Here is a 15856-nt window from a genome sequence, read left to right on the forward strand (position 1 = left end):
GGATTGATGTTCAACAACGCCGAAGAGGTGTCGCGATACATCGCCGACAACGACGTCAAGTTCGTCGACGTTCGTTTTTGCGACCTGCCTGGCGTGATGCAGCACTTCACGGTTCCGGCGAGGACGTTCGACCCGAGTGAGACGCTGGCCTTCGACGGATCCTCGATCCGCGGCTTCCAGGCGATCCACGAGTCGGACATGGCGCTTCGCCCGGACCTGTCCACGGCGCGGCTCGACCCGTTCCGCAAGGACAAGACGCTCAACATCAACTTCTTCATCCACGACCCGCTGACGGATGAGGAGTACAGCCGCGACCCGCGCAACGTCGCGAAGAAGGCCGAGCGCTACCTCGCCGGCACCGGCATCGCCGACACGGCGTACTTCGGCCCCGAGGCCGAGTTCTACGTGTTCGACAGCGTGCGCTTCGCGACCGGCGCGAACGAGTCGTTCTACCACATCGACTCCGAGGCGGGCGCCTGGAACACCGGTGCGGAGGAGAACAACCGCGGCTACAAGGTCCGCTACAAGGGCGGCTACTTCCCGACCCCGCCGGTCGACCACTTCGCCGACCTGCGCGCGGAGATCTCCCTGGAGCTGGAGGCGGCGGGTCTGGAGATCGAGCGCCAGCACCACGAGGTGGGCACCGCCGGCCAGGCCGAGATCAACTACAAGTTCAACACGCTGCTCGCGGCGGCCGACGACCTGATGCTGTTCAAGTACATCGTCAAGAACGTCGCGTGGCGCAACGGCAAGACCGCGACCTTCATGCCGAAGCCGATCTTCGGCGACAACGGCTCGGGCATGCACTGCCACATGTCGCTGTGGGCCGACGGCTCGCCGCTGTTCTACGACGAGCAGGGCTACGCGGGGCTGTCGGACACCGCCCGCTACTTCATCGGCGGCCTGCTCAAGCACGCCCCGTCGCTGCTGGCCTTCACCAACCCGACGGTGAACTCGTACCACCGCCTGGTCCCGGGCTTCGAGGCGCCGGTCAACCTGGTCTACTCGCAGCGCAACCGCTCGGCCTGCATCCGCATCCCGATCACGGGCAGCAACCCGAAGGCCAAGCGCGTCGAGTTCCGCGTCCCGGACCCGTCGGCCAACCCGTACCTGGCCTTCGCCGCCCAGCTGATGGCCGGCCTCGACGGCGTCAAGAACAAGATCGAGCCGCTGGAGCCGGTCGACAAGGACCTGTACGAACTGGCCCCCGACGAGCACCAGGCCGTCCCCCAGGTCCCCGGCACCCTCGCCGAGGTCCTCGACGCCCTGGAAGCCGACCACGAGTACCTCCTCGAAGGCGGCGTCTTCACCCAGGACCTGATCGACACCTGGATCGAATACAAGCGCACCAAGGAAATCGACCCGGTCCGCCTGCGCCCCCACCCCCACGAGTTCGAGCTCTACTTCGACATCTAAGCCGAAGTACTGCTGACCTGCGGGTTCACCCCTTAAGCGGCCCGAGAGGGCACAACGAGGGCACTCCCCCGAAGGACAAGGCCGTCGACCGCTGCCTCAGAGCGCGGTCGACGGCCTTCTTCGTGATCGTGTGGAAGACCCTGGCGTCCGCCCGTTCAACCGATCGGTCGATCACCGGTGCACCTCGAATCCGGCGATGAACGCCTGGTAGCCATTCCGTCGACTCTCGCACCGGAACGCGGTCGTCAAGGTCAGAAAGCGAGAATTTGGCTTGCTCGGGCGCGCAGGGGTTGTTCCAGGTCGAGGTTGTCGCCGCGGGTGGTGGTCTGGAGGAGTTGGGTGATGACGGCGAGTTCGGAGAATCGGCCTGCGGGGGTGTTCAGGACGTGCGCGAGTTCGTTTCGGATTCGGGCTGCGACGTCCGGGACGAGGAGGCTGTAGGTGTGGAGCATCGCGGCGTCGTAGCCTGCCGGGGCGGTGCCCCAGCCTTCCCAGTCGAGGATGGCGAGCCGGGGTGCGGTCAGGTTGGCCCAGTGCAGGTCGCCGTGGGCGGTGGTCCAGGTGGGCACGGTCGTGTCGATCGGGCGTCCGAGGTATTCGGGCATGGCGCGGTCGACGTACGCCTGGCGCAAGGCAACGCGGTCGGTGGTCACGGGGGCGATGTCGTCGAGTGCCCGACGCAGGTCGTGCCACCACGTGTCGTCGAGTCCGGGGTCCTCGCGGAGTACCGGGCCGGCGGTGGTGATCGGGCGGGCCGTGATGCGGTCGTGGAGTTCGGCTCGGAAGGCGTGGTCGCCGTCGGCCCAGTCTTCGACGCCGAGCAACCGGGGCCTCGGTACGGAGTCCGGGACGGCCTTCTCGGCGTCCTCCGGCCCGAGCCACAACCGGCCGCCGGCCTTGTCGGCAGGTGCGCGGACGAGTCGCAGCCACCCGAGGCCGTGACCGGTGACGGGCCCGCTCAGGGTCCTGCCGCGCCATCCCCACACTTCGGTGCCGTCGTCGGGAAGGACCGTGAGAGCGGTTGCGGAACGCCGGTAGGCATCGCGCATCAAGGCGACTTCACGCGGGTCGTCAGGCGGCGAAAACATCGCTGATCCTTCGGAGTCGGCTCGGGTCGAGCGGCGGACGCGCATAGGCTCTCATGGCGTCGCTCCAGTGTTGCCGGTCGCTGGTGGAGAGCAGGACACGACACACTCCCGGTGCGGAGGCCGCCACGATCAGGGCGGCCTGTGCGGCCGTCAGTCCGGCGCCGACGAGTTCGACGGCCTCGGGGGTGAGCATCGCGGGCAGCTCGCCCCCGTGCAGTGGAGCCGACGCGAAGACCTCGACGCCTGCGGTGAGGGCATCTCGAAGCACGCCGCCGCCCGCCATTGCGGCGACGACTGGTTCCAGGTGGACCAGGGAAACGGGGAGTTGCACCGCCCGCAGGTGGTGCCCCTCACCGGCGACGGTCCGCGCCATGGACAGCAGTGTCCCGACGTCGAACCAGCCGGTGGAGAAGCCGGTCCAGGTCGCGATGCCGTAGCCGCCGATCGTGCCCTCGGCAGCCGCTTCTTCGAGGGCTTCGATCGCCGACAGCAGTCGTGCGGCTCGGGCCTCTCGGCTGCCCTCGGTGGCGTGTTCGGGGTTGTGCAGGAAGACGATGTCGGGTCGTCGCCCGAGGTCGGAGCGGCTGCGGTGGATCTGCCAACGTACGAACTCGGGCGCCAGGCTGTGCCGGATATCCGCTTCGCGTGGGTGGAGTACCCCTGCGGTGAGTGCGTCGGCGGCGATCTTCCGGGTCATGAAGCCGACCTTCGTGGATACCCGGATTCGGGGGTATGCCGCGAGGATCGGTGCCAGAGCGCGCTCGGCCGTCCCGGCGCGGTAGTTCGGCGCGGTGTCGATCCACTCGACGCCTGCGGCCACCGCGACCGTCGCCGCGAGTGCCACGTCGGGGCAGCGATAGGTGCCCAATGCGAGCGTGGCTGTCACGTGGTCACCGTCCCGACGTGCGCGACCTGGCCGGACACCAGCTCGGTGACCACGGCGGCAGCCTGTTCGACTCGCACCCCCGACGCCTGGGCAAGCTCGCCGAGCCGGTGGGAACGACAGTCCAGAAGAAGGGTGAGCATCGCATGCACCTGCGGGGCGAAGATCCACTCCTCGCCTCCTGCCGTGAGTACGACCCGGCTGTCGGGGTCACGGGTCACCGATGCCCGTGAGACGAGCAGTTTCACCGGCAGCCCGGGCGACGCGGGCACGCCGTCGACATAGGGCAGCGAAGGGGCCTGCCGAGGCTGCTCGGTCGCGTCCCGGAACCCGGTGTATCGATCGACCACGCCCTCGGCTTCGAGCTCGGCCGTGACGAGCTTGAGCAGGGTCTCGGCGAAGTCCCGCTTCTGTTGTGCCGTTCCGAGCCGCGGCACGTCGGCGCGCACCGCCTGATGGGTGCGCAGGGTGTCGGCGAGCCAGCCGATCAGGTCGGCGCCGGTCGTGCTTTGCAGGCCGAAGGTCAGGTGCAGGGACCGCCCGCCGTTCGCGGCGGCGACGGCGTGCCACCAGCCGCGCGGCACGTACAGCGTGTCGCCCTGGGTGAGTACGAGGTCCGCGATCGGTTCGTCGGGCGGCGCTTCGGGCGCCTCGACGTCGCGGTGCATCGGCGCAACGCGGGTGGGACCGTACAGGCGCCACCGCTTGGTGCCGTCGACTTGAACGACAACGACGTCGTGGTCGTCCCAGTGGGTGCCGAAGCCTTCGTTCGCGGTCCACGACGCGTACAGGTTGGCCTGCACTGCGGTGCGAAAGTCGCGTTCCAGCTGCGCGGCGAGGTCGCCGATGCGGGCGTGGAATTCGTCGGCGGCGTCCAGGACGAGCGTGGCGCCGGCGGCCAACCGCTCGTGCAGGGCCGCCGGTTGGATACGGTTCCACACGGTGTTGCGGCGGGTGGTCACCGGCCGCGTATACAGGTGCTGCGGCAGCATCTCGCCGCCCGAGCACAGGCGAAGGCGCGGCGGTTCGAGGCGGTGCCGGGCCAGGATGGCGTTCACGTCCTCCCAGCCCAGCAGGCCGGCGACGGTGGCGGCGTCCCCGCGTGCGATACGGAACTCTCGGCCGAACACCCGGGCGAGGAAGGTCTCCCCGCCCAGGCGCGCGACCACCGAGGTGTCGGCGGTCGTCATGTCGGCCGTCAGTCGTTCGTGTCGCTGACGCCGGTCGAGCCGCCGTCGGACGGCTGCTCGACGCGCGAGCGGGCGGCCACGATACGGCGACGGGCGACCAGCAGTCCGTCCTCCGCCTTGGCCGTGATGGGCACGATCTCTGACATGGCATTCCTCCTTTTCGGTTGCGAGGGCGGGCTGCCGCCGCCCCCGAGGCGTCGCGGTGAGCGGGACTTCACGTCCCGGTCCGTTGGCGTGGACCCACCGAATCGCGTCGCGCGGTTGGGGAACAGGGCGCCAAAGCCGCACACATGCTGCATCCATGCGGCACTGTGGGTGATGACCTGGGGAATCGGCGGACCATGGCAATCGGGAGGCCACGCCATGACGTTCAAACGCCATCGACTCGTACAACGCCGCGAGTCTCGGGGATTCACCCAGGAATCACTCGCCGAGCGGCTCGGCGTCGACCGCACCACTATCGCCCGCTGGGAGAACGGGAAAGGTCCCCAGCCGTGGATGCGTCCGAGCCTTGCGACTGCATTGGGTCTATCCCAGGAGGAGCTCGACACGCTGCTGCGCGATGTCGGCGATTGCAATCGGTCGCCGGTGATCGGAAGCCTGGGCCACGGTGCCCCGGCCATCGGCGCCGCGTTGCGCGCGGACCTCTTGGATGTCGCCGAGGGCTACGACAACTCGCCTTCCGCCGGACTACTCGCCGACGCGGGCCGGCTCCTGACTCGCGTAACCATGGCCGCCAACCAGGCCCGCGCCGGGCGCACCCAACGCGAACTCCGCAGCCTGCAAGCCGAGGCCGCGACCCTGATGGGCCAACTCGTCTGGGACGCCTCGCAACGCTCTGACCACACCACAGCCCACATCTACTACGCACAGGGCATCGATCTCGCCCGCCACCTGCACGACCGCACGCTGGAAGGCCGCGCTCTCCTACGCACCGGATACCTCGCGCTCTACGGCACCTGCCAACCACAACAGGGCCTCGACTACTCGCTGCGGGCAGCCGAGGCCGCCAAGACCACCAGCCCCGCGCTGCTGGCCGTCGCCCTCCTCCACGTCGGAGAAGCGCACGCGATGCTCGGGCACGTCAGCGATTGCGAACGAGCCCTCGCCCAAGCCGAACGCCACCTCGACCGGGTCACCGCCATCGACGCCGCCGCCGACCTCGTCTCCCCCACCCAGTTCGGACGCCTGGCCGGATCGTGCTACCTGAACCTCGGACAGAACCAGCGCGCCCAGCAGCAACTGCAGTCGACTGCCGAGCAATTGCCCGCCAGACGGAAGTCACGCACCATCGTCCTCGGAAACCTGACACTCGCCCTCATCAGGCAAGGCGAACTCGACAACGCCGTATCCGTACTCGGCCAGGCCATCGACGAGCTGGAACAAACCCGAGGAGGCGGGGGCATGAACGTCATCTTCGCCGCCGGCCGCGAACTACGCCCCTGGCATCGCAGAGTCGACGTACAAGACGTGCAAGACCGCCTCTTCACCCTGATGACCACCACCTGAACACCGAGGAGCGTGCGGTGCCCACCGAGCACGACCAGGCCAAACAACGTGTCCGCGAACGCGTATGGGACGCACTCGACGCCGCGGGCGCCGTCCACGACGCGACCAGCCACGGCCGAATCCCGGACTTCCACGGCAAGAAGCAGGCCGCCGAACGCCTCGCCGCACTCGCCCGATGGAAGACGGCCGGCGTCATCAAATCCGTGCCGGACAAGGCTCAGCTACCCGTCCGTGTGCAAGCCTTGGCCGAGGGCAAGATCGTGTACATGGCGGTCCCGAAACTCGCCACGCCGAAGCCGTTCTACGTCCTCGACCCCGCAACACTCACTGCCCCACCCGAGCAGGCGGCAACCAGTCACATCGCGGCAACCATCGCCCCGACCGCCGATGTCGAAGCCCTCCAACCCATCGACATCGTCGTCCTCGGCAGCGTCGCGGTGAACCGCGCCGGCGTCCGCATCGGCAAGGGCGCCGGATACTCCGACATCGAGTTCGCCCTCCTCACCGAGGCCGGCCTCATCAGCCCCGACACCCTCATCGTCACCACGGTCCACGCACTCCAGGTGGTCGACGAACCAATCCCGTCCGCCGAGCACGACGTCACCGTGGACATGATCATCACGTCAGATGAAGTTATCAGGACGACCGAAAAGCATCGCCCGTCAGGCATCCTCTGGGATCACCTCACACCGGAAAAGATCGCCCAGATCCCCGCCCTCGCCCTGCGAGCCAAGTAATAAGTTTGCGGCTGAAGAATGCATCCGCGACGAGAGAATCTTGCATGAACACCAACGACGTCGACCTCCGACGCGATCCCACTGCACACGCCCGTCATTGAAGGCGGCCAAGTCACCCCGATCGGGGAATTGCTCATCGCAAAAATAACGAGAACCTCGTCGCAGTCTGCCTACGGACCGACGGGCCGAAAACCTCTCCTGGAGAGTGATTGTCCGACAGCGCATGGCGGCTTCCGGTCAGCCGCTTTCGCGCCAGCGGCTGGTGATGGGTAGGCGGCGGTCGCGGCCGAAGGCCTTGAGGGAGATCTTGGTGCCCGGGGGGTATTGGCGCCGCTTGTACTCGGCGGTGTCGACGAGGGCCAGGATGCGGTCCACCAGCGCCGGTTCGAAGCCCGCGGCCACGATCGCGTCGCGGCCCATGTCCCGTTCGACGTAGTCGTCCAGGATGTCGTCGAGCAGTTCGTAGGGCGGCAGCGAGTCGGTGTCGACCTGGCCCGGCCGCAGTTCGGCGCTGGGCGGCTTGGTGATCGAGTTGACCGGGATCGGCGCGACCTCGCCGCGCCGCTCGGCCTCGGCGTTGCGCCAGCGGGCCAGCCGCCACACGGCGGTCTTGGGCACGTCCTTGATCGGCGCGAAACCGCCCACCGCGTCGCCGTACAGGGTGGAGTAGCCGCAGGCCAGCTCGCTCTTGTTGCCGGTGGCCAGGACCAAGTGGCCCTCCTGGTTGGACAGGCCCATCAGGGTGGTGCCGCGCACCCGTGCCTGAAGGTTCTCCTCGGCCAGGCCGGTCAGCCCGAGCGCGGCCAGGTATGCGTCCACCATCGGCGCGATCGGCACCTGCCGGTAGTTGAGCCCGATGCGCTCGGCGGTGTCGGCCGCGTCGTCCCTGGAGTGCTCGGAGGAGTAGCTGCTGGGCATCGAGACGCCGTACACGTTGCCGCCGCCCACCGCGTCGGCCGCGATCGCCGCGACCAGAGCCGAGTCGATCCCGCCGGACAGGCCGAGCAGGACCGACTTGAAGCCGTTCTTGGCCACGTAGTCACGCAGACCGGTGACCAGCGCCCGGTAGATCTCCGCGTCGTCGGACAGGACCGGCGCGATGGTGTGCTCGGCCGCGGGCGCGGGCGGCGACGCGGACTCCTCGGTCAGCACCACGTGCCGGATGGTCAGGTCGTCGGCCACCGTGTCGTCCGTACGGGCGAGTCGGGCGTCGACGGTGCGCTGCGGCAGGTCCAGGTCGGCCACGAGCAGTTCCTCGTGGAACTGTGCGGCGCGCGAGAGCAGCCGGCCCTCGGCGTCCACGATCAGCGAGTCGCCGTCGAAGACCAGCTCGTCCTGTCCGCCGAAGGCGTTGACGTAGGCGAGCGTGCAGTCGGCCTCGCGGGCCCGGCGGCGGACCAGGTCGAGCCGCGAATCGTCCTTGCTCACCTCGTACGGCGACGCGTTGATCGACAGCAGCAGTCCGACCCGGGCGGCGCGCGCGGCGGCCACCGGGCCGCCCTCCTGCCACAGGTCCTCGCAGACCGCGATCGCGATGTCCACCCCGCCGATCCGGGCGACTAGGAGCCGGTCGCCGGGCACGAAGTAGCGGTATTCGTCGAACACGCCGTAGTTGGGCAGGTGGTGCTTGGCCGAGCGGGCCGCGATCCGGCCCCGGTGCAGCACCGCGACCGCGTTCTGCGGGGCGCCGGCCGGGCGGCCCAGGCGCGGCGCGGACTCCTCGCACCGGTCCAGATAGCCGACGACCACCGCGATCTCGCCCAGCCCCTCGGCGGCGAGCCGGCCGGCGAGGTCCTCCATGGCCAGTCGGGACGCCTCGACGAAGGACGAGCGCAGTGCCAGGTCCTCGACGGGGTAGCCGGTCAGGGCCATCTCCGGGAAGGCCACGAGTGTCGCGCCGCGCTCGGCGGCCCGCCGGGTGCGGCCGACCACCAGTTCGGCGTTGCCGTCGAGGTCGCCGACCGTGGGGTCGATCTGGCTGAGGGCGATGCGAATCCGGGTCACGCATTCCAATGTACCCGACCCTTGACGTCAAAGTGACGAATAGTCGACGAAGGCCGGCGCAGACCACCCGTGGCCCGCTCGCGACCCGCCCGCGGCCCGTTCGTGCGGACCGGGCGCGGCGTGCGATGGCGGCCCCTCGGCCGGGCGGAAAACCGCAGGCCAACAGCGGGCGAAAGGCGTTCGCCCGGGCAGGCCCGGGGCTCGGCGTCGAACCGCCCGGAGGATACCCTTGGCACGGTTCACCACCGGGCCCCGACGACTCGCCCGACGGAATTTCCCGGCGGGTGTGATGCCGCACGAAACAGCCGCCCCGCAGGTCGTCCCCGAGCGGTTTCGGGGTACCGGAGCACGGGGCGTGGCGACGCACGGCGGTAGCCGTACGCGGCCGAGGACGCAACGCAAAGGGCACGTAATGTGCTCGAAACCCCGCAGCGGGATACTCGGGTGCCCGCGGTGCCCCTGCCGATCGCTCACAGGCCGTCCGACCTGCAAGGATAGGGAATTATGGATAAGCAGCAGGAGTTCGTGCTCCGCACCCTCGAGGAGCGCGACATCCGGTTCGTGCGGCTCTGGTTCACCGACGTGCTCGGCTTCCTGAAATCCGTCGCGGTGGCTCCGGCCGAACTCGAGCAGGCGTTCGCCGAGGGCATCGGCTTCGACGGCTCGGCGATCGAGGGCTTCGCACGCGTGCACGAGTCGGACATGCTCGCCAAGCCGGACCCGGCCACGTTCCAGATACTGCCGTGGCGGGCCGAGGCCCCCGGTACCGCTCGCATGTTCTGCGACATCCTGATGCCCGACGGCTCGCCGTCCTTCGCCGACCCGCGCTACGTGCTCAAGCGCACCCTGGAGCGGGCCTCGGAGAAGGGTTTCACCTTCTACACGCACCCCGAGATCGAGTTCTTCCTGTTGAAGGAGAAGCCGGTCGACGGGACCCCGCCGACGCCGATCGACCACAGCGGCTACTTCGACCACACCCCGCAGCCGGTCGGCCAGGACTTCCGCCGCCAGGCGATCACCATGCTCGAGAACATGGGCATCTCGGTCGAGTTCAGCCACCACGAGGGCGCGCCGGGCCAGCAGGAGATCGACCTGCGCTACGCCGACGCGCTGAGCACGGCGGACAACATCATGACCTTCCGCCTGGTGGTCAAGGAGGTCGCGCTGGAGCAGGGCGTGCACGCGTCCTTCATGCCCAAGCCGTTCTCCGAGCACCCGGGCTCGGGGATGCACACCCACCTGTCCCTGTTCGAGGGCGACCGCAACGCGTTCTACGAGGCCGGCGCCGAGTACCAACTCTCCAAGGTCGGGCGCTCGTTCATCGCGGGGCTGCTGCGGCACGCGGGCGAGATGGCCGCGATCACGAACCAGTGGGTCAACTCGTACAAGCGGCTGTGGGGCGCGTCGGCGCGCACCGCGGGCATGGGCGGCGAGGCGCCGTCGTACATCTGCTGGGGCCACAACAACCGCTCGGCCCTGGTGCGGGTGCCGATGTACAAGCCCACCAAGGGGCAGTCCACCCGGATCGAGGTGCGCCAGATCGACTCGGCGTGCAACCCCTACCTGGCGTACGCCGTGCTGCTCGGCGCCGGGCTCAAGGGTGTCGAGGAGGGCTACGAGCTGCCCCCGGGCGCCGAGGACGACGTGTGGGCGCTGACCGACGCCGAGCGGCGCGCGCTCGGCATCGCGCCGCTGCCGCAGAACCTGGCCGAGGCGATCGCGCTGATGGAGCGCAGCGAGCTGCTGCCGGAGATCCTGGGCGAGCACGTCTTCGAGTTCTTCCTGCGCAACAAGCGGCACGAGTGGGAGGAGTACCGCCAGCAGGTGACTCCCTTCGAGCTGAAGCGCTACCTGCCGGTGCTCTGAGGCGGGCGCCGGCACGGCGGCGGGTCCGTTTCGCGGCCGGCACCGCTGCCGGTCCGGCACTGTCCCGAGTCCGGGGCGCCACCACGTCGAACGGCCCGACCCCGCCGGGGGATCGGGCCGTCGGTCGTCGGGCGGCGAGAGGCGGTCGGACGTACGGGCTCCGGGGGCTCGGGACGTCCGTCCGCGCCCGGGACCTGCCCGAGACGTCCGCGCTCAGGACATCGGCGGGCCGAGCAGCTCCAGGATGTAGCGGATGTACGCGTCCTTCTCCTCGCCCTGCGGCAGCAGCTGCGGCGCGCCCCGGCGGATCAGCGCGATGCCGACGGTCATCGTCAGCGCGGTCAGCGCATGCCGGTAGGCGGCGTCGGCGGGCAGGCCCAGCTCCTCGGTCAGCCGGGCGCCGAACTCCAGCCGCCGGCGGGTGACCTGCTCCAGGATCGGGCCGACCACCGGGTGCTGGGCGTGGATCAGCAGTGTGGTGGTGATGTCCGCGCCGCTGGGCGCGGTGAACGCGTACTCGGTGAGTCGGCGCCCACGCTCGACCGGATCCTCGATCCGTTCGGCCGCGGCCATCAGTTCCTCGGACTCGGCCACCCAGCGCTCCAGGGCGGCCTGGATGAGCGAGTCGCGATCCTTGAAATGCCAGTAGAAACTGCCCTTGGTGGTGCCGAGGCGTTCCGCGAGGGGTTCCACCGCGACCGCGCCCAGGCCGCCTTCCCGCATCGCCTCCAGGGCCGCTCGAGCCCAGTCCTCTCGGCTGAGGGTGCGGCGGCCGGGGCGAGCGGACCGTTCCGGTTCGTCGTCTGATTGAACCCTCTCCGAGGGAACACCGTTGCGCATGGCACCTACGCTAACGTAGGGTGACGTCCCGTACGGTGGCGTATGGCGGCTCGTCGCTACGGAGGCCTCTTCGGGCCGTGGGACGGACGGCTCGCAGAGTGGAATCGCTGTTCACCACCGGACGAGGGCGCGCCGCACATGTGTTCGCCGCGGTCGGGGGGCTCGGCGAACCCCCGGTGCGGCGCGTCCACATTCCCAGTTCCGTGCTTGATCGATCAGTCGTTTGACCGGATACGCTCGGTCGGTGACCTCTGTGGATCAGCCTCGCGAACCGGCGGCCACCGACGGGCGTCTGGTGCGACTGGGCTTCACCGACATCGCGAGCGCCGCGCGCAACCTGCGCGATCCGGCCCTGCTCGGCGCGGGCGACGATCCGCTCTTCCTGGACGCGCTGGCCGCCACCGCCGACCCCGACCTCGCGCTGCTCGGCCTGGTCCGACTCACCGAGGCCGCCGCCGACGGCTCGGTCCTGCTGTCCACGCTCGCGTCCGCGAAGCCCTTCCGGGACCGGATACTGGGCGTCCTCGGGGTCAGCGCCGCGCTCGGCGACCACCTCGCCCGGCACCCCGACGACTGGCGCTCCCTGGTCACCTACGACGTCCGGGACGCCCGGCCCACCCCGGCCTACTTCCACACCGAACTCACCGGCGCGCTCACCGGCCTGCGCGGCGACCCGGCGCTCGACGCGCTGCGCATCGGCTACCGGCGCTGCCTGCTCTCCATCGCCGCGCGCGACGTGTGCGGCTTCGCCGACGAGCCGACCGTGGCCGCCGAACTCGCCGACCTGGCCGGCGCCACCCTGGACGCGGCGCTCGACCTGGTCCGCCGCGAGCATCCGGTCGAGGCCGAACAGTGCCGGCTGGCGGTGATCGGCATGGGCAAGTGCGGCGGACGCGAACTCAACTACATCAGCGACGTGGACGTGGTCTTCGTCGCCGAGGCCCCGCCCGGCGTGTCGGAGGGCATTGCGGTCGCCGCCGCCAACCGGCTCGCCGGCGCCCTGATGCGGGCCTGCTCGGCGACCACCGTCGAGGGTTCGATCTGGGAGGTCGACGCCAACCTGCGCCCCGAGGGCCGCAACGGCCCGCTCACCCGGACCCTGGCCAGCCACCTCGCCTACTACGAACGCTGGGCCAAGACCTGGGAGTTCCAGGCCCTGCTCAAGGCCCGCCCGGTGGCCGGCGACCCGGCCCTGGGCCGCAAGTACATGGACAGCGTCTCGCCCATGGTGTGGACCGCGGCCGGCCGGGAGAACTTCGTCGCCGACGTGCAGGCGATGCGCCGTCGGGTGGTGGACAGCATCCCGGCGCGTGAGGTGGCCCGCGAGGTCAAGCTCGGGCCGGGCGGGCTGCGCGACATCGAATTCGCCGTACAGCTGCTCCAGTTGGTGCACGGCAAGTCCGATCCGACGCTGCGCCACGGCTCCACCCTGGAGGCGCTCGCCGCGCTGTCCGCCGCCGGCTACGTGGGTCGTGACGACGCCGCCGGGCTGGACGCCGCGTACCGCTTCCTGCGCACCCTCGAACACCGCATCCAACTCTTCCGGCTGCGCCGCACCCACCTGCTGCCCACCGACGCGGGCGAACTGCGCCGGATCGCCCGCTCGATGGGCATGCGCTCCGACCCGGTGGGCGAGCTGGAGAAGGCCTGGAAGCAGCAGACGCTGGAGGTGCGCCGGCTGCACGAGAAGCTGTTCTACCGGCCGCTCCTGGACGCGGTCGCCCGGCTCAAGCCGGGCGAACAGCGGCTCACCGCCGAGGCCGCGCGGGCCCGGTTCGAGGCGCTGGGCTATGCCGACCCGGCCGCTGCGATGCGTCACCTGGAGGCGCTGGCCTCCGGGGTCAGCAGGCGGGCCTCGATCCAGCGCACGCTGTTGCCGGTGATGCTGAGCTGGTTCGCCGACTCGGCCGATCCCGACGCCGGTCTGCTCGCGTTCCGGCAGGTCTCCGACGCGCTCGGCAACACGCACTGGTATCTGCGGCTGCTGCGCGACTCGGGGGCGGGTGCCTCCGGGGCGGCGGCGGAGAACATGGCGCGGGTGCTGGCCTCGGGGCGGCTCGCGCCGGATCTGCTGCTGCGCGCGCCCGAGGCGGTGGCGATACTCGGCGACGGGGACGGGTTGCGGCCGCGTTCGCGGGCGGCGCTGGAGACCGAGGTCCTGGCCGCGGTCGGGCGGGCGCCGGGGCCGGAGAGCGCGGTACAGGCGGCGCGCAGCGTGCGCCGACGGGAGCTGTTTCGGATCGTCGCCGCCGACGTGCTGGGCCGGCTGGACGTGGACGCCATCGGCCGGGCGCTGACCGACGTCAACGCCGCGACGCTGACCGGCGCGCTGCGGGCCGCCGTCGACGGGTTCGAGCGTGAGCACGGGCCGATCCCGGCCCGGATCGCGATCATCGCGATGGGCCGGTTCGGCGGCTACGAGCAGGGATACGGCAGCGACGCCGACGTGATGTTCGTGTACGAGCCGATCGAGGGCGCGCCGGAGGAGCCGGCCGCCAAGGCCGCACAGCGGGTGTGCAACGAGGTGCGCCGGCTGCTGCAGATCCCGTCCACCGACCCGCCGCTGCTGATCGACGCCGACCTGCGCCCCGAGGGCCGGCAGGGGCCGCTGGTGCGCACGCTCGCGTCGTACCGGGCCTACTACGAGCGCTGGTCCAAGCTGTGGGAGAGCCAGGCCCTGCTACGTGCCGACGTCACCTCGGGCGACGCCGACCTGGGCCGGCGGTTCCTGGCGCTGGTCGAGCCGGTGCGCTACCCGTGCCGAGGCATCGACGACGGCCAGGTCCGCGAGATCCGCCGGATGAAGGCCCGGATCGAGGCCGAGCGACTGCCGCGCGGGGCCGACCCGACCATGCACACCAAGCTCGGCCGGGGCGGTCTGGCCGACGTGGAGTGGGTGGTGCAACTGCTCCAGCTGCGGCACGCGCACGAGGTGCCCACGCTGCGGGTGACCGGCACCCGACAGGGGTTGGCGGCAGCCCGGGACGCGGGGCTGCTCGACGCGCACGACGCCCGGGTCCTGGACGACGCGTGGGTCGAGGCCACCCGGGTGCGCAATGCGGTGATGATCGTACGCGGCCGGTCCTCCGACAGCTTCCCGTCCGACGTGCGCGAGTTGGGTGGGGTGGCCCGGCTGCTCGGGCACGCGTCGGACGAGACCGGCAGCCTGCTGGAGGAGTATCGGCGGGTGACCAGGCTGGCGCGGGCCGTGGTGGAGCGGGTCTTCTACGGAGAGGACGAGACTTCGACGGGCTCGCGCTGAGGCTTCGCGCGAGGGGCGTCGGGTGTGTGGTCGTCGTGCCCGTCGTCGGCTTTCTTGTCCGGCGACGGTGGCGGCGCGGCCCGCGGGTCGTCCGGCGGATACTGCGGGAAGCGGTACGCGGAGCGTCCGTTGACCAGGCACTGGACGCCGAAGGCCGCGGCCAGGGTGATCCAGCCGCCGACCGCGTCGAGCACGAAGTGGTTGCCGGTCGCCACGATCACGAACAGGGTGGCGATCGGGTACAGGACGCCCAGCACCTTGGCCCACAGCGGCCGGGCGAACATCACGATCGCGAGCGCGCACCAGGTCGACCAGCCGATGTGCATCGACGGCATCGCCGCGTACTGGTTGGAGACGTTCTTCATGTCGCCGGACGCCATCGATCCCCACGTGTGGTGGACCAGGACGGTGTCGATGTAGTCCGCGCCGGGCAGCAGTCGCGGCGGCGCGAGGGCGTAGAAGAAGTAGCCGAACAGGGCCAGTCCGGTGGTCAGGAACAACACCGTGCGCACGGCCCGGTAGCGGCCGGGATGTTTGTGGAACAGCCACACCAGGACACCGATGGTGACCACGAAGTGCAGCGTGGCGTAGTAGTAGTTCATTGGCACGATCAACCACGTGATGCCGTTGACGGCGTGGTTCACGCTGTGTTCGATGTCGATGTGCAGTGTCTTCTCGACATCGAGGAGTCGCCAGGCGCGGTCCACCGCGAGGTGTTCACGCTCGGGCACCGCGTTGCGGATCAGTGAGTACACCCAGTAGCTCAGTGCCACCAACGCGAGTTCGACCACGAACCGCGGACGACGCGGCGTGTGCAGATATACCCGCAATCGGGTCATCGTGGGGATCGGCTGCATGGTTTTCCGTCCGGCTTCGTCGGTCAGCCGTCGCCCCGACGGCGGCATGGTCTCTCGGCTCGGATTGCCCCCCATGACTCAAGTCTGCCAGAGCCCGCCCCCGAGCCGATCACCCCGTGGGGCCATCCGGGGGCGGTCTTCTCCTTCCTCGGACGGAGGAAACGCACGTCGCGAGGGTGCGCGAAGGCCGCCCTCCGTGGGGAT

12 protein-coding genes are annotated in these 15856 nt (G+C 70.0%); 5 read left to right on the top strand and 7 right to left on the bottom strand.

Translation table 11 applies throughout. The features are described 5' to 3' along the window. Positions 1-6: 6 nt before the first annotated feature. Positions 7-1416, top strand: a complete 1410-nt coding sequence (gene glnA / locus ACMXN5_RS09275) for a type I glutamate--ammonia ligase (RefSeq protein WP_439674825.1) — start codon at positions 7-9, stop codon at positions 1414-1416. Between the two features lie 251 nt (positions 1417-1667). Here glnA and ACMXN5_RS09280 read toward each other — a convergent pair whose 3' ends face one another. Genes ACMXN5_RS09280 through ACMXN5_RS09295 form a run of 4 tightly spaced genes read right to left on the bottom strand, consistent with a single transcriptional unit; the run spans position 1668 to position 4723 of the window. Beyond that, entirely contained in the window at positions 1668-2504 is an 837-nt protein-coding gene (locus tag ACMXN5_RS09280) for a hypothetical protein (RefSeq protein ID WP_439674826.1), read from the bottom strand. Continuing rightward, a complete protein-coding gene (locus tag ACMXN5_RS09285) occupies positions 2488-3390 on the bottom strand; it encodes an aldo/keto reductase (RefSeq protein WP_439674827.1) in 903 nt (300 codons plus the stop codon). The genes ACMXN5_RS09280 and ACMXN5_RS09285 overlap by 17 nt, the downstream gene beginning before the upstream one ends. After that, on the bottom strand, positions 3387-4577 hold the full coding sequence (locus ACMXN5_RS09290; RefSeq protein ID WP_439674828.1) for a JmjC domain-containing protein: 1191 nt from the start codon (positions 4575-4577) through the stop codon (positions 3387-3389). The genes ACMXN5_RS09285 and ACMXN5_RS09290 overlap by 4 nt, the downstream gene beginning before the upstream one ends. A gap of 8 nt (positions 4578-4585) precedes the next feature. Beyond that, positions 4586-4723, bottom strand: a complete 138-nt coding sequence (locus tag ACMXN5_RS09295; RefSeq protein WP_439674829.1) for a hypothetical protein — start codon at positions 4721-4723, stop codon at positions 4586-4588. Between the two features lie 217 nt (positions 4724-4940). Between ACMXN5_RS09295 and ACMXN5_RS09300 the strand changes: the two genes are divergently transcribed. Together ACMXN5_RS09300 and ACMXN5_RS09305 are read left to right on the top strand one after the other, a co-directional pair. After that, entirely contained in the window at positions 4941-6086 is a 1146-nt protein-coding gene (locus ACMXN5_RS09300; protein WP_439674830.1) for a helix-turn-helix transcriptional regulator, read from the top strand. A gap of 17 nt (positions 6087-6103) precedes the next feature. Then, a complete protein-coding gene (locus ACMXN5_RS09305; RefSeq protein WP_439674831.1) occupies positions 6104-6823 on the top strand; it encodes a 5-formyltetrahydrofolate cyclo-ligase in 720 nt (239 codons plus the stop codon). A 237-nt stretch (positions 6824-7060) separates the two neighbouring features. Here ACMXN5_RS09305 and ACMXN5_RS09310 read toward each other — a convergent pair whose 3' ends face one another. Further along, positions 7061-8827, bottom strand: coding sequence for an NAD+ synthase (locus ACMXN5_RS09310; protein ID WP_439674832.1), 1767 nt, complete (start codon positions 8825-8827; stop codon positions 7061-7063). 504 nt (positions 8828-9331) lie between these two features. On the opposite strand from ACMXN5_RS09310, the gene ACMXN5_RS09315 reads away from it, so the two are divergent. Continuing rightward, positions 9332-10693 carry a glutamine synthetase family protein gene (locus ACMXN5_RS09315; RefSeq protein ID WP_078977486.1) on the top strand — a complete coding sequence of 454 codons (1362 nt, stop codon included), beginning with the start codon at positions 9332-9334 and terminating at the stop codon, positions 10691-10693. A 213-nt stretch (positions 10694-10906) separates the two neighbouring features. Here ACMXN5_RS09315 and ACMXN5_RS09320 read toward each other — a convergent pair whose 3' ends face one another. After that, a complete protein-coding gene (locus ACMXN5_RS09320) occupies positions 10907-11533 on the bottom strand; it encodes a TetR/AcrR family transcriptional regulator (RefSeq protein WP_439674833.1) in 627 nt (208 codons plus the stop codon). A 253-nt stretch (positions 11534-11786) separates the two neighbouring features. On the opposite strand from ACMXN5_RS09320, the gene ACMXN5_RS09325 reads away from it, so the two are divergent. Beyond that, entirely contained in the window at positions 11787-14795 is a 3009-nt protein-coding gene (locus ACMXN5_RS09325) for a bifunctional [glutamine synthetase] adenylyltransferase/[glutamine synthetase]-adenylyl-L-tyrosine phosphorylase (protein ID WP_439677976.1), read from the top strand. Here ACMXN5_RS09325 and ACMXN5_RS09330 read toward each other — a convergent pair. Further along, complete coding sequence (locus tag ACMXN5_RS09330; protein ID WP_439674834.1) at positions 14759-15727, bottom strand: phosphatase PAP2 family protein; 969 nt, start codon at positions 15725-15727, stop codon at positions 14759-14761. The two genes, ACMXN5_RS09325 and ACMXN5_RS09330, sit on opposite strands and share 37 nt — an antisense overlap. Positions 15728-15856: the final 129 nt, after the last annotated feature.

The sequence above is a fragment of the Embleya australiensis genome, from assembly GCF_051903075.1.
Classification (GTDB): domain Bacteria; phylum Actinomycetota; class Actinomycetes; order Streptomycetales; family Streptomycetaceae; genus Embleya.

Bases quoted from the DNA above. Each gene is read 5' to 3' on its own strand.
- ACMXN5_RS09320 (WP_439674833.1), bottom strand. From the start codon at position 11,533: ATGCGCAACGGTGTTCCCTCGGAGAGGGTTCAATCAGACGACGAACCG.
- ACMXN5_RS09280 (WP_439674826.1), bottom strand. From the start codon at position 2,504: ATGTTTTCGCCGCCTGACGACCCGCGTGAAGTCGCCTTGATGCGCGAT.
- ACMXN5_RS09300 (WP_439674830.1), top strand. From the start codon at position 4,941: ATGACGTTCAAACGCCATCGACTCGTACAACGCCGCGAGTCTCGGGGA.
- glnA (WP_439674825.1), top strand. From the start codon at position 7: ATGTTCAACAACGCCGAAGAGGTGTCGCGATACATCGCCGACAACGAC.
- ACMXN5_RS09290 (WP_439674828.1), bottom strand. From the start codon at position 4,577: ATGACGACCGCCGACACCTCGGTGGTCGCGCGCCTGGGCGGGGAGACC.
- ACMXN5_RS09315 (WP_078977486.1), top strand. From the start codon at position 9,332: ATGGATAAGCAGCAGGAGTTCGTGCTCCGCACCCTCGAGGAGCGCGAC.
- ACMXN5_RS09330 (WP_439674834.1), bottom strand. From the start codon at position 15,727: ATGGGGGGCAATCCGAGCCGAGAGACCATGCCGCCGTCGGGGCGACGG.
- ACMXN5_RS09295 (WP_439674829.1), bottom strand. From the start codon at position 4,723: ATGTCAGAGATCGTGCCCATCACGGCCAAGGCGGAGGACGGACTGCTG.